General features: G+C 54.1%; 18 protein-coding genes. All 18 read left to right on the top strand.

Annotated features, from left to right (window positions below; all coding sequences use genetic code 11):
* The first annotated feature begins 12 nt into the window (after positions 1–12).
* The gene (locus ACORNT_RS01135; protein ID WP_321394166.1) at positions 13–846 is read left to right on the top strand and encodes a hypothetical protein; all 834 of its coding nucleotides are present in this window, start codon (positions 13–15) and stop codon (positions 844–846) included.
* The gene (gene tolB, locus ACORNT_RS01130) at positions 839–2206 is read left to right on the top strand and encodes a Tol-Pal system beta propeller repeat protein TolB (protein WP_321394163.1); all 1368 of its coding nucleotides are present in this window, start codon (positions 839–841) and stop codon (positions 2204–2206) included. The genes ACORNT_RS01135 and tolB overlap by 8 nt, the downstream gene beginning before the upstream one ends.
* Positions 2207–2369: 163 nt before the next feature.
* A complete protein-coding gene (pal, locus tag ACORNT_RS01125) occupies positions 2370–2909 on the top strand; it encodes a peptidoglycan-associated lipoprotein Pal (RefSeq protein ID WP_321394160.1) in 540 nt (179 codons plus the stop codon).
* Positions 2910–3003: 94 nt separating this feature from the next.
* On the top strand, positions 3004–3873 hold the full coding sequence (gene ybgF / locus ACORNT_RS01120) for a tol-pal system protein YbgF (RefSeq protein ID WP_321394157.1): 870 nt from the start codon (positions 3004–3006) through the stop codon (positions 3871–3873).
* A 20-nt stretch (positions 3874–3893) separates the two neighbouring features.
* Entirely contained in the window at positions 3894–5219 is a 1326-nt protein-coding gene (gene tilS, locus ACORNT_RS01115; RefSeq protein WP_321394154.1) for a tRNA lysidine(34) synthetase TilS, read from the top strand.
* 177 nt (positions 5220–5396) lie between these two features.
* Positions 5397–7274: an ATP-dependent zinc metalloprotease FtsH gene (gene ftsH / locus ACORNT_RS01110; RefSeq protein WP_420717510.1), complete on the top strand. Its 1878-nt coding sequence runs from the start codon at positions 5397–5399 to the stop codon at positions 7272–7274.
* Between the two features lie 20 nt (positions 7275–7294).
* Positions 7295–8392 (top strand): dihydropteroate synthase, encoded by a 1098-nt coding sequence (gene folP, locus ACORNT_RS01105; protein ID WP_321394149.1) that lies wholly within the window; start codon positions 7295–7297, stop codon positions 8390–8392.
* A 149-nt stretch (positions 8393–8541) separates the two neighbouring features.
* Entirely contained in the window at positions 8542–9903 is a 1362-nt protein-coding gene (gene glmM / locus ACORNT_RS01100; protein WP_321394146.1) for a phosphoglucosamine mutase, read from the top strand.
* A gap of 2 nt (positions 9904–9905) precedes the next feature.
* The gene (gene thiD / locus ACORNT_RS01095; protein WP_321394143.1) at positions 9906–10754 is read left to right on the top strand and encodes a bifunctional hydroxymethylpyrimidine kinase/phosphomethylpyrimidine kinase; all 849 of its coding nucleotides are present in this window, start codon (positions 9906–9908) and stop codon (positions 10752–10754) included.
* Between the two features lie 82 nt (positions 10755–10836).
* On the top strand, positions 10837–13188 hold the full coding sequence (locus ACORNT_RS01090) for a M1 family metallopeptidase (protein ID WP_321394141.1): 2352 nt from the start codon (positions 10837–10839) through the stop codon (positions 13186–13188).
* Positions 13188–13697 (top strand): DUF6702 family protein, encoded by a 510-nt coding sequence (locus tag ACORNT_RS01085; RefSeq protein ID WP_321394138.1) that lies wholly within the window; start codon positions 13188–13190, stop codon positions 13695–13697. The genes ACORNT_RS01090 and ACORNT_RS01085 overlap by 1 nt, the downstream gene beginning before the upstream one ends.
* A gap of 64 nt (positions 13698–13761) precedes the next feature.
* A complete protein-coding gene (locus ACORNT_RS01080; protein ID WP_321394135.1) occupies positions 13762–14925 on the top strand; it encodes a serine hydrolase domain-containing protein in 1164 nt (387 codons plus the stop codon).
* Positions 14926–15212: 287 nt separating this feature from the next.
* Positions 15213–16367 carry a phosphoserine transaminase gene (locus tag ACORNT_RS01075; protein ID WP_321394133.1) on the top strand — a complete coding sequence of 385 codons (1155 nt, stop codon included), beginning with the start codon at positions 15213–15215 and terminating at the stop codon, positions 16365–16367.
* Between the two features lie 82 nt (positions 16368–16449).
* Complete coding sequence (serA, locus tag ACORNT_RS01070) at positions 16450–18027, top strand: phosphoglycerate dehydrogenase (RefSeq protein WP_420717528.1); 1578 nt, start codon at positions 16450–16452, stop codon at positions 18025–18027.
* Positions 18028–18203: 176 nt separating this feature from the next.
* Positions 18204–19019: a substrate-binding periplasmic protein gene (locus tag ACORNT_RS01065; protein WP_321394129.1), complete on the top strand. Its 816-nt coding sequence runs from the start codon at positions 18204–18206 to the stop codon at positions 19017–19019.
* A 233-nt stretch (positions 19020–19252) separates the two neighbouring features.
* On the top strand, positions 19253–19402 hold the full coding sequence (locus ACORNT_RS01060) for a hypothetical protein (RefSeq protein ID WP_321394126.1): 150 nt from the start codon (positions 19253–19255) through the stop codon (positions 19400–19402).
* Complete coding sequence (locus ACORNT_RS01055; protein WP_321394122.1) at positions 19399–20949, top strand: sensor histidine kinase; 1551 nt, start codon at positions 19399–19401, stop codon at positions 20947–20949. The genes ACORNT_RS01060 and ACORNT_RS01055 overlap by 4 nt, the downstream gene beginning before the upstream one ends.
* A gap of 140 nt (positions 20950–21089) precedes the next feature.
* Positions 21090–22241, top strand: a complete 1152-nt coding sequence (locus ACORNT_RS01050) for an ATP phosphoribosyltransferase regulatory subunit (protein WP_321394119.1) — start codon at positions 21090–21092, stop codon at positions 22239–22241.
* Positions 22242–22260 lie beyond the last annotated feature (19 nt).

The following is a 22260-nucleotide window of genomic DNA, read 5'->3' as shown; positions in this document are numbered from 1 at the left end:
CCGGGAGATATCGTGCGCACAGCTTTGATCATATCCGGCCTGTTGCATGTGGCGGTCATTGTAATGGCCGTGGTCGGCCTGCCGGTGCTCAGGGATGATGTGCAGACGGAAATGTCCGTGATCCCGGTAGAGATGGTCAAGATCGCTGACGTGCAGAAGCTGAAGATCAAGCCGCCCAAAGTGGACAAGGTCGAGGAAAAGAAAAAAGAAGAAAAGAAAAAGCCGACCCGCAAGGTGGAAATGCCGCCGGAGCCGCCCAAGATGGCGTCCGACATGCCTCTGCCGGATGTGAAGCAGAAGCCGGCGAAAAAGCCGGAAAAGAAACCGGAGCCTCAGGTGGCAGTGGTAACAACGCCGACGGTGTCGCCCAAGTCAAAACCGCGGCCGCCGAGCCGTTTTCAGGTATCGCGGGTGGCGGCGTTGCTGGATAAAAGGCAGGAAGAGCAGAAATCCATCGGCGAAACGCTGAAGGAAAAAGTCTATGACGAACCGCGTCAGTTGACGGATTTGGAAATTCAGCAACAAACGATGACCGTTATTGATGCTATACGGCTCCAGATGCATGAGAGAAACTGCTGGAGTGTTCCTGCCGGGGCGAAGTATGCAGAAGACTTAAGCGTCATTGTGAAAATATGGCTTACGCCTGAGGGCAAGTTAGCGCGTCCGCCGGAGCTGGTTGATCAAGCCCGGATAAATAGGCCAGGGGAGGAATTTTACCGGACGGCAGCGGAAAGCGCCCTCCGGGCGGTGCGCAAATGTGTGCCTTTTGATCTTCCTCGGGACAAATATGAACTGTGGCGCGAATTTGAGTTGAATTTTAATCCTGCGGAAATGCTGAATGGGTAGATTAAAGAATGGAGAAAGTCGCGTGAAGCTTGCAAAACTGGTTATTCTGTCTGTTGTCAGTCTGTTTCTGGCCATGAGCAGCGCTCATGCGGTGCTCCGGGTGGATATCACACAGGGGAATGCGGATCCGCTGCCCATTGCGATCAAGGATCTGGAAGGCGACGGTCGCCCGCTCAATACCGGCGGTACGGTTGATGATGTCGGGCGCAACATAGCCCGGGTGGTCAGCGCCGACCTCGAACGCTCCGGACTGTTCAGGACCATAGACCGGGCGGCCTTTTTCAAGGAACTTCCGGGCAGTCGGCCGAAATTCGCCAACTGGCGCTCCATCGGCGCCCAGGCGCTGGTCACCGGGCAGCTTACGCTGCAGGAAGATGGCCGGGTCAAGGTGGAATTCCGCCTGTGGGATGTCTTGTCGAGCGGACAGATGATCGGCCTGCGTTATTACACGACGCCGCAGAACTGGCGCCGCATCGCCCATATGATGGCGGATGCGATCTATAAACGCCTGACCGGGGAAAGTGGTTATTTCGATACCCGCATTGTTTATGTGTCGGAAAGCGGCGTGCAGACCAACCGGACCAAGCGTCTGGCGATCATGGATCAGGACGGCCACAATCATAAATTCCTGACTGATGGCAGGCATATGGCGCTGACGCCGCGCTTTTCACCGACGGCTCAGGAAATTACCTATCTGTCCTATTTCAACGACAATCCGCGGGTGTATCTGTATAATATCGATACCGGCAAGCAGGAACTTCTGGGCGATTTTCCGGGCATGACCTTTGCCCCGCGCTTTTCACCGGACGGCAACAAGGTTATTATTTCCCAGGCCCAGAAGGGCAATTCCGATATCTACGTAATGGAACTGCGCACCCGCAAGGTGACCCGCCTGACCAGTCATTCGGCCATCGACACCTCGCCCAGCTATTCGCCGGACGGACGCCAGATTACCTTTAACTCGGATCGCGGCGGCAGCCAGCAGATCTATGTCATGGACGCCAACGGGAAAAATATTCACCGGATCAGCTTTGGCAAGGGCCGTTACGGTACGCCTGTGTGGTCGCCGAGGGGGGATCTGATTGCCTTCACAAAAATCTATCAGGGGCGTTTTTATATCGGAGTGATGCGCCCGGACGGGTCAGGTGAGCGGCTTTTGACGGAAAGTTTCCTGGATGAGGGGCCGACCTGGTCGCCAAATGGCCGTGTTTTGATGTTTTTCAGGCAGCAACCCTATGATAAGAATGGCAAAGGCGGGGAAACTCAGGTATGGTCTGTCGACCTCACGGGGTACAATGAAAGGCAGATTATAACGCCGTTGGATGCGTCTGATCCTGCATGGTCCCCCTTGATTAGATGAGCGGGTCTGCTATAGTTGCCCTGATTTGGCAAAAATACGTATGTTTAAGACAGAAATATGCGTAAAATAAACAAGTGTTAGACTGTGCCAGTTCTTGATATAATTGGGGATCGGCAACAAATTGGTTGGTGAAAATATTTAATAAGCGTGGAAGGACCACTAGATGCTGAAAAAATTAATTGGCGCTAAATACTGGATGATTATTGGTGCAGTACTGCTGGTCAGTGCATGTGCCGGAAAAGAAGAGCCTGTTGAAACTCCGACTGCTCCTGTTGAAGAGGAACAGCCTGTCGTTGAACAAGCTCAGACAGGGGATGTTACGGTTGAACCGGAAGATGTCGGTCCGGTACCGGGATCCCAGGAAGATCTGGATGCTACATCCGGCGCACTGGTTTATTTCGGTTTCGACCGTTATGACCTGACCGCTGACGCACGTTCCACGCTGCAGGCCCAGGCCCGCTGGATGATGGACACAAATGCAGCTGTGACCGTTGAAGGCCATTGTGATGAGCGCGGCACACGCGAGTACAACCTTGCCCTTGGTGATCGTCGTGCCAATGCTGTGAAAAACTATCTGGTGGCTCTTGGTGTAAGTGCTTCCAAAATCCGTACCGTCAGCTACGGCAAGGAACGCCCGGCTGTTAGCGGTTCCGGTGAGTCCGTCTGGGCCCAGAACCGTCGCGGATATACACGCGTAGACTAATAACATTTCTATCATTGGTACCCGCGCGGCCTTGACTGTCTGCGCGGGTATTTTTGTATCACCACCGGCACAGGTCGGCCAGCGGGAGCGAAGAATGATCAGGGAAACAAAAAGAACAGTGGGCATCGGGGTGCTATCGGCTTTCCTGATTGCCGCCATCTCCATCTGTTCTCCGGTGCAGGCCGAAAGCCTGGAGAAAAAAGTCGAAATTCTGGAAAAGCAGCTGCGCGCCGTCCAGCGCAAGGTCTTTACTCCCGGCAGCTATTTTGAACAGGATGGCGCCGCCAGCGGCCAACAGGCCACGGCACCATCTCCCCAAAGCGGCGTGCTTCTGGCGGACATGGAAGCCCGGGTGACGCAGATTGAAACCCAGATGCGGCAACTGACCGGCCAGATTGAGGAATCCAACTACCGCATCACCCAGCTTACCAATCGGCTTGAAACCCTGGTCAAGGATTATGAATTCAGGCTTTCCGAGCTTGAAGGCGGCGGAAAAGGTGCTTCTCCGGCGGCAGTGGCAGCGGCCCCTGTCGACAGCAAGCCGGCGGCGACATCGGCAGGTGGATCGTTGTTGCCAAAGGGCACGGAAAAAGAGCAGTATGATTTCGCCTACGGCCTGGTCACAAAAGGCGATTATACCGGTGCGGAACGGGCGCTCAGCGAATTTCTGAAACAGCATCCGGATCACGCGCTGGCGGGTAATGCCAAATACTGGCTCGGCCAGACCTACTATGTCCGGGGCATGTATACCGATGCGACGCGTACGTTCCTGGAAGGGTATAACGATTATCCGCAACATGCAAAGGCGCCCGGGTTTCTGCTGAAAATCGGCATGTCTCTGAATGCCATGGGCGAAAAGAATGATGCCTGTGAAGCTTACCGCGAACTTTCCGCCCGCTTCCCGGACAGTACGGAAAACAAGAACCGTCGTCAGGCCGAAGAGAAAAAGGCGGGCTGCCAATAGTCTGAAACTCTGGATGCCGGATGGACGAGCCTCTGCACCTTACGTCTGAAAAATTCAACGTCCTGATGCAGGGCGTGCCGGAATGTGACTTTTCCACTGGAAAATTTGCTGTTGCCGTGTCCGGAGGGGCGGACAGTATGGCGCTTGCCCTGTTGCTTCGGGACTGGTGTCATGAGCAACAGGTCGATCTTGTTGCCCTGACAGTCAATCACGGTCTTCGGCCGGAGGCGGAAACAGAATGCCGGCAGGTTCATGCCTGGCTTTCCTCCTGTGGCATTCCCCATGAAATCCTGACCTGGCAGGAAGATGTTCCGAAATCAAGCATTCAGGAAAACGCCCGCAAAATCAGATATCGACTGCTGGGAAAATGGTGTGCAGAACATCAAATAACGCACCTGTTTCTGGCTCATCATCTGAATGACCAGGCGGAAACCTTTATGTTGCGTCTGGCCCGGGGCAGTGGTGTGGACGGCCTTGCCGCCATGCGCAAAAAATCCTCTTTCCCGGTCCCAATCGAGGATATCGAACCCGGGCACCTGCCGGTTGTCTGCCGTCCGCTTCTGGAGTGTGGTAAGGAACAGCTGACGGCCTTCCTCAAGGCGCAGGCGCAGGACTGGATTGAGGATCCCAGCAACCAGGATTTAAAACATAACCGCGTCCAGGTGCGTGAGTTTCTGGCCGGTTCCCGGATCAGCGGTCTGACGGCGGAACGTCTGGCAGGCACAGCAACACGCATGCAGGCGGTACAGGATCTGCTTGATCGACTGACGACGTCTTTATGGCAGGAGGCGGTTAAGGTTGACCCCCTCGGGTCTGCCGGGGTGAATGTGGAAAAATTTCTGGCCGGGGAACGGGAAATTGCCCTCAGGCTGCTGGCGCGCCTTCTGAAGGTGATCGCCGGTGCCGAATTCCCGCCAAGGTTTGAAAAAACACAAAATCTATACGAGCGGCTGGCTGCAGGAGAGGCGGTGGATCAGACGATAGGGGGATGCCGGGTTATTCTGCAGGGACAGGACACTATACTGATGGCCCGCGAGGAAGCGGCAGTCAGTGACGAAAAAGGGGTGTCTGCCGGTGACAGTTTATTATGGGACGGCAGGTTCTGGCTGAAAATACCGGTTGCGGGCAGACTTCAAAAGATCGGTCAGGCCGGATGGCAGTCTCTGGCGCGGGACCGGCCGGAACTGAAGGACTTGCCGGCGGCAAAATATGTGTTCCCGACCCTGCCTGAACTGCTTACAGAGGCGGGAGAGCGGATGTTGCCGGATCTGGTTGAAACAGGGAAGGACAACGGGTTCAGGGCGGTTTTTCACATCCCGGCTGACAATTTTGCTGAAATGATATAAAAAACAGCTTATTCTGATGGAAATACCATAGTCATGACTTGTCTGGGCGATAATCGCCCTTATCTAAGATGATGATAGTTTTTGCAGGCGTTACTTACGCCTTTTTCAACATGAAAGTGATACGTAAAAAATATGGGACGCAATCTGGCATTTTGGGCAATTATCCTGATTTTGCTCATGGTTTTATACAACGCATTCAATCCCGGTACGAACATACAGAGCCGTTCAACCGAGGTCGCGTTTTCTGAATTTCTGGATAGCGTTGAGGCCGGACAGGTCCAGCAGGTTGTCATACAGGGGCGAGGCATTCACGGTACTGATACAAGTGGCGCCAAATTTTACACCTATGCTCCCGATGACCCGAATCTGGTTGAAACATTACGTAAACAGGGCGTTCGGATTATTGCCGAGCCGGAAGAAGGAAGTCCCTTCTGGAGTATCGTTCTGAGCTGGCTGCCGATGATCATTCTGATCGGTGTGTGGATATTCTTCATGCGCCAGATGCAGGGTAACAGCGGCAAGGCTATGGGTTTTGGTAAATCCAAAGCCAAGCTTCTGACTGAACGTCAGGGCCGTGTGACATTTGACGATGTGGCCGGTATTGACGAAGCCAAGGAAGAGCTTGAGGAAATTGTTGAGTTTCTGAAAGATCCGCAGAAGTTCCAGCGTCTTGGTGGTTCCATCCCCAAGGGTGCGCTTCTGGTGGGCCCTCCGGGAACCGGTAAAACATTGCTTGCCCGCGCCATTGCCGGCGAGGCCAATGTGCCGTTCTTCACCATTTCCGGTTCCGATTTTGTTGAAATGTTTGTCGGTGTCGGCGCCAGCCGTGTCCGCGACATGTTCGAACAGGCCAAGAAAAACGCGCCCTGCATCATCTTTATTGACGAGATTGATGCCGTGGGCCGTCATCGTGGCGCCGGTCTCGGCGGTGGTAACGACGAACGGGAGCAGACCCTCAACCAGTTGCTGGTGGAAATGGACGGCTTTGAGGCCAATGAAGGCGTCATTCTTATTGCAGCGACCAACCGCCCTGATGTGCTTGATCCGGCGCTGTTGCGTCCGGGTCGTTTTGACCGCCAGGTGGTGGTGCCGAACCCGGATATTCTGGGCCGTGAGAAAATCCTCAAGGTTCACATGAAGAAAGTGCCGCTGGCGGCAGATGTGGATACCCGGGTGATTGCCCGCGGGACACCCGGTTTTTCCGGCGCCGATCTCGCCAACCTGGTGAACGAGGCTGCGCTTCTTGCCGCCCGCAAAGGCAAGCGCGTGGTGTCTATGGCCGATTTTGAATCCGCCAAGGACAAGGTGATGATGGGGGCGGAACGCCGCTCCATGGTCATGTCCGAGGACGAGAAAAAACTGACGGCCTATCATGAAGGCGGTCACGCCCTGGTAGCATTGCATTGTCCGGCATCCGATCCCATTCACAAGGCAACCATCATTCCCCGCGGCCGTGCCCTGGGCATGGTGATGCGACTGCCGGAACGGGACCAGTTGTCCCTGAGCCGCGAGAAAATGCATGCGGATCTGGCCGTCGCCATGGGTGGCCGTGTGGCCGAGGAACTGATCTTCGGTTATGACAAGGTGACCTCAGGGGCCTCTTCCGATATTTCCCATGCGACCAAAATGGCCCGTGCCATGGTGACCAAATGGGGCATGAGTGATAAGCTCGGACCATTGGAATATGGCGAAAACCAGGAAGAAGTATTTCTTGGTCATTCCGTTGCCCAGACCCAGAATGTATCCAGTGCGACAGCCCAGATCATTGACGAAGAAATCCGCCGGATTGTGGATGAAGCCCACGAGAAAGCCACCAAGATCCTGACTGACAATATCAACGATCTTCACACGCTGGCCAAGGCGCTTCTGGAATATGAAACCCTGTCCGGTGATGAAATCAAGGATCTTCTGGCCGGCAAGGATATTCACCGTGAGGAATATACCGACGAATCCGGGCCAAGTACGCCGTCAACCGGATCTGTCCCCTCCACCGGCAGTGCCGAGAAAAAGGGTGGGGAAGGTCCAATTGATGCCGACCCGGTTCCCGAAAGCTGATCCGGCTTGCGGGGAGCGATATGACAACTGGTAAATATTATTTGCAGCCCCTGGGATTTCTCAGGGGCTCAACTTCTTCTGAAGGCATGGAAGCCGGCATTTCCCGGCCTCTTGCCGGCGGCCCCCTGTCTTTCACAACATATCTTCTGATCGAACGTCAGGGCAGCGAAAGAGTTCGCCAGCAGATGATTCCGGTACAGGACTTCGGACAGCTTCTTGACGAACTGTCCCCCGAGGACCGGCAATTTCTGTCAATTCTGCATGACAATATCACCTCCCCGCGTCCCGTCATACCTCTTTCCGGAGGGAAAAAATTGGATTGGAGCAGGCCGCGGCTGCAGGGCATTCTCAATGTCACACCGGACAGTTTTTCCGACGGCGGCCTGCATAACACTACAGCCCGCGCCCTGGATCACGCCCGGCTGATGAGGGAGCAGGGGGCGGATATCATCGATATCGGCGGGGAGAGCACGCGTCCGGGGGCTGAGGTCGTACCGGTCGAGGAGGAGCTTGCCCGCGTCCTTCCGGTCATCGAAGAACTTTCCCAGTTATCAGCGGTGATATCCGTCGATACCCGCAATGCGGCGGTGATGAGAGAAAGCCTGAAGGCGGGGGCCCATATTATTAATGATGTCAGCGCTCTGACCCATGATCCGGACTCTTTGTCGGTCCTCAGGGAAACTGATGCGCCCGTGATCCTGATGCATGCCCAGGGCACCCCCCAAACCATGCAGCAGAACCCGACATATGACGATGCCCTGCTGGATGTTTATGATTATCTGGAACAGCGCCTGGAATTTTGCCTGCAGAATGGCATCGCCCGGAAACGGCTGATTGTCGATCCAGGTATAGGCTTTGGTAAAAACATGCAACATAATGCGGCCCTGTTACAGGGGCTTGCCCTGTTTCACGGTCTTGGGGTGCCTGTTCTGCTGGGCGCTTCCCGCAAACGGTTCATTACCGCCATGTCCCGTAACGGGCAGACGGATCAACGGCTTGCCGGGTCACTAAGTGCCGCACAACTGGCCTGGGGAAGCGCCATACAGATTGTCCGGATTCATGATGTGCCGGAGACCGCACAATCACTTGATGTATGGTCATATATAAGTAAGATGTAACGTCTAATATTTATTTGTAAAAAATTCTTTGCTTGTTTTGTCTTATTTTAATCTCATTTTTTATGGTTAATAAGGTCCTGTTGAAAATGTATTAACCATTGCATGATAATGCTTTCTTATAAGTGTTTCCAAAGATAGAAGAACTGAAAATGACACGTAAATATTTCGGCACAGACGGCATCCGCGGCAGAGCGAATGAAGGACATATGACGGCAGAGGTGGCAACCCGGGTAGGGATGGCCGCCGGTAAACATTTTACCAGGGGAAATCACAAACACCGTGTGGTGATTGGTAAGGATACCCGTCTTTCCGGTTATATGCTTGAGCCTGCCCTGGCATCCGGCTTTCTGTCCATGGGTATGGATGTGATCATGGTCGGTCCCATGCCGACGCCGGCAGTGGCGATGATGACCAGGTCTTTACGTGCCGATCTCGGCGTGATGATTTCTGCCTCTCATAACCCCTATCAGGATAACGGCCTGAAGCTGTTCGGTCCAGACGGTCACAAGCTGTCTGACGAAATTGAAATGGAAATCGAACGGCGTATGGATAACGGTTATGCCGATCATCTGGTGCCGTCCGAAAAACTCGGCCGGGCCCAGCGCCTGGAAAATGCGGTTGGTCGCTATATCGAATTTGCCAAGAACACGTTCCCGAAAAACCTGCGCCTTGACGGCCTGAAGATTGTTGTCGATTGCGCCAACGGAGCCGCTTACCGGTCTGCGCCCAGCGTGCTCTGGGAACTGGGGGCTGAAGTTGTGGCTGTGGGGGTTAACCCCAACGGCACCAATATCAATGAGAAATGCGGTTCCACGGCGCCCCAGTTGATGTGCGAGCAGGTGGTCACTCATGGCGCCGACATCGGTATTGCCCTGGACGGGGACGCGGATCGCCTGATCGTATGTGACGAACATGGAAATATCGTCGATGGCGACCAGCTTATGGCGACTATCGCCCAGTACTGGCAGGTGGCGGATAAATTGCGCGGCGGTGCCGTTGTCGCCACTATCATGTCCAATCTGGGGCTTGAAAAATATCTCAACCGGATCGGTCTTGAACTGGTCCGCACCAAGGTTGGCGACCGCTATGTGGTGGAGGCCATGAAAAGTCGCGGTCTTAACCTGGGCGGGGAACAGTCCGGTCATATCGTACTCAGCGATTTCAACACCACCGGCGACGGCCTGATTGCGGCCCTGCAGATCCTGGCGGTGCTGGTCAAGAACGGCAAACCGGTCAGCGAGATCTGTAGCCTGTTTACACCCTATCCGCAGTTGTTGAAAAATGCCCGTTACGCTGACGGTTCCAACCCGCTGGACAGCCAGCAGGTTCAGGAAGCGATCCGGGAAGGCGAAGAACGCCTCAACGGCACCGGACGTGTGGTGATCCGCAAATCCGGCACCGAACCCGTGATTCGGGTGATGGCGGAAGGCGAAGACGAAAGTCTTGTGTCCAATGTTGTAGATGATATTGTAGCCACAGTTGAAAGTTTCGGGGAAGAAACTGCGGCCTGATATTGCAAGACACAGCGGAAAATAAAACCATTCACCAGAAGACTATAAAAGGCAAGGTCCTGACCATTGCCGGTTCTGACCCCAGCGGCGGCGCCGGCATTCAGGCTGACATCAAGACCATTTCCGCCATGGGCGCCTATGCCATGGCGGCCATTACCTCCCTGACCGTCCAGAATACCCTGGGTGTTACCCGTGCAGTTCCCGTCGAGGCAGACCTTGTTCGGGACCAGGCCCTGGCCTGCCTTGAGGATATTGGGGCGGACGCCATCAAAAGCGGCATGCTGTTTGATGAACAGATCATCTGTACCGTGTCCGACCTCTTGAAAAACGATGCCCCTGGTATTCCCTATATTCTTGACCCGGTAATGGTGTCCACCAGCGGCCACGCCCTGCTGGCTGAACAGGCCCGGGCGGCGCTGACCAGCGAATTGTTACCGCTGGCCACGCTGGTTACCCCGAATATACCCGAGGCCCTGGCCCTGACCGGCATGGACCGGATCGACACGGTTGATCATATGAAGGTTGCGGCAGAGAAAATTCTGGCCCTCGGAGCGAAGGCCGTTCTGGTGAAAGGCGGACATTTATCTGATGATCGTCTGGTTGACCTGCTTGCTGCTGCCGATGGAACAAGCATCACCTATGAAAGCCGACGTATAGAAACCCGGCATACTCATGGTACCGGCTGTACGCTGGCCTCTGCCATTGCCGCCGGCCTGGCACAAGGCATGGATCTGGCAGCTGCGGTCGAACGGGCACGGGATTATGTTCATCTGGCCATTCAGGAAGCGCCTGGTTTCGGTGGTGGCAACGGACCGCTGAACCATCTTGTTTCCTGGGCCGTAAAAGGGTAGGAATAGAGATAATCGCATAGGAAGGGACAACATCTTCCGCCAATAAAGAAACGTGGGGATTAACGACTAAACGGTGTTTTTTATGATTTCTAGACATTTTCCGGCTCTTCTGGTCCTTGTTTGGGCCTCTCTGACTTCATTCGCTTATGCCCAGACCATGGAACAGCTGCAGGACAGTTTCCGCCAGCTGGATGAATATCTGCCCACCGCCAATATATACAGGACTGCCTCCGGTGCTCCAGGCCATGCCTATTGGCAGCAAAAGGTGGATTATCGGATCCAGGTGGAACTTGATGACAAGAAGCAGAGCCTGAAGGGGCGGGAGAAAATCACTTACAGCAACAATTCGCCTGATACCCTGCGTTACCTGTGGCTGCAACTGGACCAGAACCGTTTTGCCCGTGGATCAATGGACCAGCAGACCCGTACGATTGAGGAACAACAAAAGTCAGATTTCAAGGATTTCCGCAAAGCTCTGCACGAGAAGAATTTTGACGGCGGCCATCAGCTCGAATTTGTCCGGGATGCGTCCGGTTCAGACCTGCCGTTTACCATTGTCGAAACCATGATGCGGGTGGACCTGCCGACCCCTCTGAAGCCTGGCCAGAAATTTGAACTTGATATCGCCTGGTCTTACAAGATTGTTGATGGCACTATCATCAAGGCCCGGGGCGGCTATGAATATTTCAAGGAAGACAAAAACTATATTTACGAAGTTGCCCAGTGGTTTCCACGACTGGCGGCCTACAGCGATTACGGCGGATGGCATAATAAACAATTCATCGGCCGGGGTGAATTTACCCTGGAATTCGGCAACTATGACGTTTCCATCACGGTGCCTGCCGATCACATCGTGACAGCGACCGGTGTCCTGCAGAATCCGCAGGAGGTCCTCAGCGATGCCCAGCGCAAGCGGCTGGAGAAGGCAAAGAAGGCTAAGGAACCGATACATATTGTCACGCCTGACGAAGCCATGATGAACCAGGCTGAAGCTACGGATGACAATAAAACCTGGCATTTCCGGGCCGACAATGTCCGTGATTTTGCCTTTGCCTCCTCCCGCAAGTTTATCTGGGATGCCATGGGTGTTTACCAGAAGGAAAATAAACAGACGGTTCTGGCCATGTCTTTCTATCCGGAGGAAGCCAATCCCCTGTGGGGACTGTATTCCACCCAGGCCGTGGCTCATACCCTGGAAACCTATAACAAATATGCTCTGGTCTATCCTTATCCGGTGGCTATTTCCGTGCATGGGGCGGTGACCGGCGGTATGGAATATCCCATGATCAGCTTCAACGGCTACCGGCCGACCAAACATGAGGATGGTACCAGAACCTACGAGAGACGCACCAAATACGGCCTGATCAGCGTCGTGATTCACGAAGTCGGACATAATTATTTCCCGATGATTGTTAACTCCGATGAACGGCAATGGACCTGGATGGATGAAGGCATCAACACATTCCTGCAGTTCCTGTCAGAACAGGAATGGGAAGAGGATTATCCGTCCCGCCGCGGGGAGCCCTACAAGATTGTCGATTATATGAAGGGCGATAAACAGGTGCCGATCATGACCAATGCGGAATCGCTTCTGCAGATTGGCAACAATGCCTATGCTAAACCGGCGACGGCGCTGAATATCCTCAGGGAATCCATCCTCGGCCGGGATCTGTTTGATTTTGCCTTCCGGGAATATTCCCGGCGCTGGCAATTCAAGAGACCGACACCGGCGGACCTGTTCCGGACCCTTGAGGATGCATCCGGTGTGGACCTGGACTGGTTCTGGCGCGGCTGGTTCTATACCACCGGTCATGTGGATATTTCCCTGGATAATGTGCGTCATCTGCACCTGGATACCAAAAATCCAGAGGTGGAACAGACCTGGCTGAAGAAAAAGGATGAGGAACGTCCTGAAACCCTGAGCGAACAGCGTAACAAGGACCTGCCGAAACGCATTGATCGTTTCAAGGATCTGAAGGATTTCTATAACGAGAACGATGAATTTACCGTAACCAACGCCCAGCGTAATGCCTATCAGGGCCTGCTTAAGGAACTGGAAGATCATGAACGGGAACTTCTCGAGGACAAATCCCATATTTACATGCTCGACCTGAGCAACAAGGGCGGGCTTGTCATGCCGGTTTACGTGGAAGTGACTTATGCTGACGGCAAAAAGGAAGAGTTCCGCTGGGCTGCGGAAATCTGGAAGAAGGACAGCAAGCATATCAGCAAAATGCTCCTCAGTGACAAACCTATCGTTGCGGTACAGCTGGATCCCCATCTTGAGACTGCCGATGTGGATACCGATAACAATCACTTCCCGCGCAAAATCAATGAAGAGAGCCGTTTCGACCTGTTCAAGACCAAGAAGAAACGCGACATGATGAAAGAAATGCGTGAGCCCATCGACGGTGCCGGGAAAGAGAAAAAATAGTGCGGAAAACTCTGGCTGCTCTGCTTTTGTTTTGTCTGTTTGGCTTCGGAAGTACAGCTCTGGCTCATCGTTTTGCCGCATCCTTTACGGTCGTGGAGTTTCGTGAAGACAAGCGGGCGGTCCAAGTGACACACCGGCTGTTTACCCATGATGTGGAAGACCTGATCCGGGCCCGGATCAACACGACGGACGAACTTTCCGATGAACAGATAGAAGCCTTCCTGAAGGAGTATATCGCTGATCGTTTCGCCCTTTATACCCCGCAGGGAGAGCAGATAAAACTGGCTTGGGTGGGATATGAATATGCCGTTGAGGATATCCATATTTACCGGGAAGCGGCGCTGCCGACAGATCTGTCCCGACTGGGTATTATCAATCGCATTCTGACGGAAACTTTTCCGGATCAGGTAAATCGTGTAAATATTGAAAAAGGCGGCAAGGTGCAAACCCTGGTTTTCCAGAAGGGCGACGGCCTTAAATTCGCCGGGTTTGACGGCAAAAAAGAATAATTGTCATCGGTCGGAAAGAAGCAGGCCGGGACATTAAACTCTATGCAAGGAAACGAATGTGGGCGTGGGTGACGTAATCCTCCGGGTTTTGATCGTGATCGGGTTTGTCTCTGTCTGTGAGGCGGCGCCGGCACCCCGGGACAAGCCGGTTGTTTTCGAAACATCGAGCCTGCCTGAACTGGCCGGTTCCTTCGATCAGTTTTTCCGGCAGGAACTGGCGAAGGCTAATGTGCCCGGCGGCGCCTATGCCATTGTCCAGGGAGACCGGATCATCAGTATCCACGGTTACGGGGTGCGGGAGCAGGGCGGTACAGAACCCGTGGATGAACATACGGTGTTCCGGCTGGCGTCAGTCTCCAAAACCTTTGCTGCCGGCCTGAGCGCCAAACTGGTAGAAGAGCATAAATTCTCTCTTGATGACCGGCTGGTCAGCTATGTGCCTGAATTTCGTTTCAAGACCGATCACAAGGCCGACCGGCTCCAGTTGGGACATCTGCTCAGCCACAGCGCCGGTGTGATGCCCAATGCCTATGATAATATGCTGGAGGCCAATGTCCCCCTGCCCAGGATCATCACCAGTTTCAAGAAGGTTGACCCCCTGTGCGATCCGGGGGAATGTTACGGTTATCAGAATGTGCTCTATGCCATGATCGGCCCGGTCATGGAGCAAACCACGCTCAGGACCTATGAGAACCTGATCAGTGACATGATTTTCAAACCGCTTGAGATGAGCAACGCTTCGGTCGGATATCAGGCTTTTCTGCATAGTGAGAACAGGGCTGCGCCTCATGTGAGAACCCGCAAGGGATGGCTCAAAACCAAAGTAAAACCGGCCTATTACGAGGTGCTGCCGGCGGCGGGTGTCAACGCCAGTGTCTCCGACATGGCTCAATGGCTGATTGCCCAGATGGGGCACCGGCCGGAGGTGATGTCGGCCGGGGTTCTGGACAGCCTGACCGAAAAGAAAATCCGCACCAAAAAGGAACTTCGCCGTCGGGACTGGCGCAATTATCTGAAAGACGCCTATTACGGACTTGGCTGGCGGATCTATCAGTTCGGCAAGGAGCAGCTGATCTATCACGGTGGCTGGGTCGCCGGCTTCCGGGCCGATGTGGCCTATTCGAAGTCGAGGGATGTGGGCATCGTGATTCTGCTCAATGCGGAATCCAATGTGATCAACCGGCTCAGTACCCGTTTCTGGGCCGAGATAATGAAGAGCGCGATCTAACTCTCTCTCTCTCTCTCTCTCGGTTTTCGAGTCTCTTTATAAATAGAGGGCAAAAGTCCGAAAAATTACTGTGGAATGATTCCGGGATATTTTTTTCTCACAACAGGCTGGCGCTTCTGGATGACAGTATTCAGCCATTTCCCGCCGGAGGAGTAAATTTTCTTCGGCCTGTTGTGGCTATTTCGCAAATTCTTCACTTGACGATGAATTTTCCATCTCTATATTCCGCTGTGGGCTAACCCTCCCCAACGAGGGTCAGCTATTCTGGAAGGAATAGGAGACATATTATGAAACCGGAAGTGAAACCAGCGAACCCGCTGTTTTCGTCAGGCCCTTGCGCAAAACGCCCGGGCTGGACGTTGGAAGACCTCAAAGACGCCCCTCTGGGACGTTCTCATCGCGCCAAAATTGGCAAATCAAGACTCAAAGAAGCTATCGACCGTACCGCGGAACTCCTTGGTGTGCCTGAAGGCTATCGCGTTGGTATCGTGCCCGGTTCTGATACCGGTGCCGTGGAAATGGCGCTCTGGTCCATGCTTGGCGCCCGCGGCGTTGATATGCTGGCCTGGGAAAGTTTCGGTTCCGGCTGGATCACTGATGTGACCAAACAGCTGAAGCTGGACGATGTCCGAATTCTTGAAGCAGGATACGGTGAACTGCCGGACCTGAGCAAGGTTGACCCTGCCCGTGACGTGGTCTTTACCTGGAACGGAACGACTTCCGGTGTCAAAGTGCCGAACGGCGACTGGATTTCCGACGACCGTGCCGGCCTGACCATCTGTGATGCGACCTCTGCTGCGTTCGCCATGGACCTGCCGTTTGACAAGCTGGATGTGGTGACCTTCAGCTGGCAGAAGGTTCTCGGTGGTGAAGGCGCCCACGGGGTGATTATCCTGTCACCGCGGGCTGTGGAACGTCTGGAAAGCTTTACCCCGAACCGGCCGCTGCCGAAAATCTTCCGCCTGACCAAGGGCGGCAAGCTGATCGAAGATATTTTCACCGGTGCGACCATCAACACACCTTCCATGCTTTGTGTCGAAGATTATCTGGACGCCCTGAAATGGGCGGAAAGCATCGGCGGACTCCAGGGCATGATTAAACGCTCTGAAGCCAATCTCGCGGTTCTGAAGAACTGGGTCGATAGCTCTGACAATGTGGCCTTCCTGGCGAAGGATCCGGCTACTGTGTCCAATACCTCTGTCTGTCTGAACATCACTGCGCCCTGGTTTGCGGCGCTGTCGGAAGACGATCAGGCTGCGGCTGCCAAAAAGGTCGTTGCCCTGCTGGACGCGGAAGGTGCCGCTTATGACATCGGCGCCTACCGGGATGCCCCGGCAGGCCTGCGCATCTGGGCAGGCTCCACCATCGAAACAGCTGACCTCGAGAAGCTGGTTCCCTGGGTTGAGTGGGCGCTTGAAGAAGTGAAAGCTTCCTACGTCTGACCTACAGAAGAAGCGGATGCCGCGCGCCAGCGGGATCCGCTCACATTCTCCGAACAGATATATTGATTGAAAGGTATTTATGATGGTTAAGGTCCTGATTTCAGACAAACTGAGCCCCCTTGCCAAGGAAATTTTCGAAAAACGCGGAATCCAGGCTGACCAGATTGTCGGCATGACTCCCGAAGAACTGATTGCCAAAATCCCGGAATATGATGGTCTCGCCATTCGTTCCGCGACCAAGGTGACACCGGAAGTTCTGGCTGCTGCCAAAAACCTCAAAGTGGTTGGCCGCGCCGGTATCGGTGTTGACAATGTGGATGTAAAAGCTGCCACCGGCAACGGTGTGGTAGTCATGAACACGCCGTTTGGAAACAGCATAACCACGGCGGAACATGCCATTGCCATGATGTTTGCCGTGGCACGTGAAATTCCGCAGGCCAATGAATCCACTCACGCCGGTAAATGGGAAAAATCCAAATTCATGGGGGTTGAACTGACCTCCAAGACCCTCGGTGTTATCGGCTGCGGCAACATCGGCGCCATCGCTGCCGACCGGGCCCTCGGCCTGAAAATGAAAGTGGTGGCTTTTGATCCCTTCCTGTCCGTGGAGCGGGCTGAGGAAATCGGTGTGGAGAAAGTCGAACTGGATGAACTTCTCAACCGCGCCGATTTCATTACCCTGCATACACCGCTGACCGACAGCACCCGCGGTATTCTGGGGAAAGAGGCCTTTGCCAAGATGAAGGACGGCGTGCGGATCATTAACTGTGCCCGTGGCGGCCTGATTGACGAAGCTGCGCTCAAAGATGCACTGGACAGTGGCAAGGTGGCCGGTGCCGCACTTGACGTATTTGCCGAAGAACCGGCGAAGGAAAACCCGCTGTTCGGTAATGACAAGGTTGTGGCAACGCCGCATCTTGGCGCCTCCACCACGGAAGCCCAGGTTAACGTGGCCGTTCAGGTCGCCGAACAGATGGCCGACTATCTGCTTGACGGGGCCGTGACCAACGCGCTGAACATGCCGTCTGTGACCGCCGAGGAAGCCGTTCGCCTCAATCCTTATATGAAACTGGCTGGCGAGCTTGGCAGTTTTGCCGGACAGTTGACGGAAAATGCCCTGCAGAAAATCCATATCGAATATCAGGGCGATGTGACCCAGCTGAATATTCGTCCCCTGACCGCCATTGTGGTCGAGGGTCTGCTGCAGCCGCTTATGGACAGTGTCAACATGGTCAATGCCATGGCCATTGCCAAGGAACGCGACATCGAGATCATCGAGAGCAAAAACGAGGGCGAGGGTGACTATCACACCATGATCCGGGTCAGCGTGACCACCGACAAACAGACCCGCTCTGTTGCTGGCACGCTGTTTGCAGATCGTCGCCCGCGTATTGTCGAGGTCAAAGACATCCGTCTGGAAGCTGAACTGTCCAAGGAAATGCTTTATGTGACCAATGAGGATATGCCTGGTTTCATCGGGGCGCTGGGAACAGTGCTTGGCGATGCCGGCCTCAATATTGCGACCTTCAGTCTCGGCCGTAAAGCCGAAGGCGGCGAAGCTATTGCCCTTGTCTCAATTGACCAGCAGGCCACTGACGAGGTTCTGGAGAAGGTGCAGGGGCTGCCGCATGTGCGTCAGGTCAAGGCTCTGAGCTTTTAAGGATTTACAACACGGGTTAATTTAACCTGTATCCATAAACTGAGGAGGTCATAATCTGGCCTCCTTTTTTTGTTTATTGCTCTTTTTATACATTTCCGGTGGGCGGGATCTTTTTGAGGAAGTAAAATCAGGCTTCTTTTTTTGTCGGCCGTCAAAATTTAAATGAAGTTTTTGATATGTTTACGTCCGTTCGATCTTATGGTTTTAGAATTTTGGCGGCCTTCGGTTTTATGGCGGCGTTATGCCTGCCGGCAATCGGCAAGCCGGAAGACGCTGCCCGCAAGCCGGTTATGGTTGTTCTGGATATATTTCCATTCAGTTGGCGGGAAGATGGCCAGGACAAAGGATTATTTGTCGACATTGCCAGGCAGGTCCGTCAGAGGTCAGGTGTGGACTACGATATTATCTTCCAGCCTTTTGGCCGTAATATCCAGTCTCTGGCCACCGGGAAGGCGGATTATTCCATCTTTCATTCCTATCCGGATAACGATTTTGGTTATGAAACTGTCGGCATTGTAAGTTGTGCCCGCCTGATTGTTGTGCCCATGGCAAACCGGGGGATAACCACCATTGACGACCTGAACGGCAAGTCTGTCATTTTCCCCCCCGGTGGATATTTTGATCGGCATTTCGCACGCCACATGGATATAAAGGCTGTTCCCGTTGCTGCGGGGGAGTCGATCCTCGAACTGGCCTCACGGGGGCGTGCTGATGCCTTTACGGCGACGGATCAACTGATAGAGTCCTATCAATTAAAGATCTCCGACAGATATAGCATGCCGGAAGAGTTCTGGCCAAAACTCGGTAAACCGGTCGAACTCGTTGAAGCCAATCTCGCCTTTGTCGTTTCCGACAAATCCCCCTTCCGGGGGGAAACCGGAAAGATTGCTGCGGCCATTAGTGAAATGCAGCGGTCCGGGGAACTGTTGCGGTTGGCGAAAAAATACAGCAGTACTGTTCAAACCGGCTGCTATTCCGTGACCGCAAAATAAAATATTTTTCCGGGTTTCGTAAAAACAGACCTTTGGCGCTCCTTGTTCCCGGCAGTTTTGGATGCAGCGGATGTAAGTTTTATCTCATAAGCGCTTGGAACCACTTTTTCTATGGTCTAATCTTGGTCTGGTTTTTTACAGGAGTGTCGGATCAGGTGTCCTGATAAATTATCAAAGACCATAGCCGGATCAGCTTGTTTTTTGCCAGGCTGATTCCAAAGGACTTCCTGTAGATGACAGGCGTTGAAAAGATAATATTCTGTGATAAAATGAAAACAAAGGTTGTGGTAATTGGGGGGAGTGACGGTCGTTTAATTTCTCCAGGCAGGAAAGAATTTAGGCAGGGAACCAGGGATGCTGACTTCAAGGAGCGTTGCGGATGAGACCGTTGCCGTCAAAAAGTCTGTCATTCAGGTTGGCCAAGATCGGCGTTTTTCTGGCCTTTCTGGTGGGCATCCTTCTGTCGGGTATTCAGGTCTATCTGGATTATCTGGACGAAGATAAGTATCTCGAAAAGCGTATGGGGGATATTTTGCAGGTTGCTGAAAAACCGGCAGCCCGGGCCGTCTATATCATTGATCAGGCGCTTGCAGGCCATCTTCTTGAAGGTCTGTTTGCTTATGAATTTGTGCAGGAAGCAACAATTACCGACGATCTGGGCCAGATTCTGGCAACCAGGTCCCGACCAATCGGCAGCAGTTCCACCCAGTGGCTGACCCGCAGGATCTCGGATGTTTATCAGGTCTATTCCAAGGATCTGAAAGTTGCCGGTGACGTAACGGTCGGATCAGGCCGCATCGTTATACGCATTAACCGGGATGTTGCCCTGGCCGGTTTTTATGACCGGGCTGTGATGGTCTTTTTCACCGGCATTGTCAGGAATATGCTTCTCGTGTTCCTGCTGTATCTGGCTTATTATTTCGTCATCACGAAACCACTGAATATTTTTGTCCGCAAGATTTCCTCTATCGATCCGGAAAATCCGGGGGAAAACCCGGTGGAGATTCCAAAATCCCACGAGAATGACGAACTGGGCTGGCTGGCGCGGACCTTTAACGGCTTTTCCAATTCCATTGTCAGTCAGTTTCGCAGACTGAAGAAAACCCAGGACGAATTGTCTTTTGCCCGGGATGAACTGATCAAGGAGCTGGAGGCCCACAAGGAAACAGCTGAGCATCTGATGGAAATGAGGCTGCAGGCGGATAATGCCAACCGGGCGAAATCCGCCTTTCTGGCCAACATGAGCCATGAACTGCGCACGCCGCTAAATGCCATAATCGGTTTTGCCTCACTGATGTCGAGCGAAGCCAAGGGACCGATCGGCAACAAGGATTATCTTGGGTATCTTCATGATATCGAGGAAGCAGGCACCAAATTGACCGACCTGCTGGGCCAGCTGCTTGATTTGTCCCGGATCGAATCCGGCGAGATGGAACTGAAGGAAAGCATCTTCCCGCTGAATGAGCTGATCGAAAGCAGCCTGTTGATATTCCAGTCAGATTTCGAAGACAGGAAACTGATCCTGACAAAGGAAATTGACGCAAATCTGGGGGAGATCAATGCCGACCGGCGCCGGCTCCGTCAGGTTCTGATGAACCTGATTTCCAATGCCATCAAATTTTCCCATGAAGGCGGCGAAATTATACTGTCTGCAAAAATAGACAAGGATGGTTCTGCGCTGATTTCTCTCAGGGATTTTGGCATTGGCATTTCGGAAGAAATCATTCCCCAGATGCTTGAACCTTTCGTCCAGGCGGAAATCAAATATAACAAGTCATTCCAGGGTGCCGGGCTCGGCCTGTCCCTGTCCAGTCTGCTGGTCAAGCTGCATGGCGGCAAGGTGTGGATTGAGAGTGAAGAGGGGAACGGCACATCCGTTTATGTGCGCCTGCCGGAAAAAAGGCTTGCCGGACTGTCGGAAATGAGCTGAGAAGCGGCCGAAAATAACCCGAAGATTCGGCATTCGCCATGGATTTTCCTCTTTAGATTCCAAAAACAGGGTGATATAAGCACGGCGGTGCCCCGGGATATCTGTTTCATATCCCGACAGAAAATTCATGGATTGCGCGTATGCTTGAACCAAATGACAAAGCCCTGCTGCCGGAGGGCTTGCACGATACCCTCGCCAATGATGCGGAATATGAAGCGGAAACCGTGAACCGGTTGCTGTCCAGCTTTACAGCCCAGGGCTATGCCCGGGTTGAACCGCCGCTTGTGGAGTTCGAGGAAAGCCTGCTGTCAGGTCCCGGCGCCGCCCAGTCCCGCCATATGTTCAGGGTCATGGACCCCGCGTCCCAGCATATGATGGGGGTGCGTACCGACATTACCGGCCAGGTCGCCCGGATTGCCCGCACCCGCCTTAAGAATGCGCCCAGACCCCTGCGTCTGTCCTATGCGGGACAGGTTCTGCGGGTCAAGGGCACCATGCTGCGGCCGGAACGGCAGTTCGTGCAGACCGGTGTGGAACTGATCGGCTCCGACAGTTTCCAGGCCTATGTGGAGGTCATCCTGCTGGCCCACGAGGCCCTGAGTGCGGTTGGGGTAGAAGGCCTGAGCCTCGACCTGAGCCTGCCGCTGCTGGTGCCGGCCATCTGTCAGGGGCTGTCCATTGAGGAAAACACGGCCAGTATCGTACGCGAGGCGCTCAACGCCCGGGATGTGGGCCAACTGGAAACCATTGACGGAAAAATCGGCGATATCGCCCGCAGCCTGCTGTCCGCCGCCGGACGCGCGGACAAGGCGCTGGAAATTCTGGAGGGGCTCGACCTGCCGGCCAGGGCCCGCCGCATGTGTGACGAACTGGCCCAGGTGGTGACCATTCTTGCCGACGTGGCGCCCGGTCTGCATGTGACCGTGGACCCCGGCGAATATCAGGGTTTTGAGTTCCAGACCGGCATCGGCTTTACCTTCTTTGCCAAAGGGGTGCGCGGTGAATTGGGCCGTGGCGGCCGCTATGAAGTCAATGCGGAAGTGGCCGAGGGCGAAGCCGCCACCGGTTTCTCGCTTTATCTGGACAGCCTGATGCGGGCCCTGCCGGAGGCGCCGGAACCGGAAACCATTTATGTGCCGTTCGGCACGGACCTGTCCGAACTTCCCGCCCTCAGGGCGGAAGGATACCGGACCGTGCAGGGGCTTGAACCGGCCGGGGATGCCGTGGCGGAGGCCCGGCGTCTGGGCTGTCGCCATCTGTGGCAGAACGGTGCCGTCAAAGCGCTGGTATAAGATTTAATCTGAAGCCTGA

Source organism: Emcibacter sp., from assembly GCF_963675455.1.
Lineage (GTDB): Bacteria > Pseudomonadota > Alphaproteobacteria > Sphingomonadales > Emcibacteraceae > Emcibacter.
The sequence above is the reverse complement of the archived record's forward strand: the minus strand, read 5'-3'. Positions and strand labels throughout refer to the sequence as shown.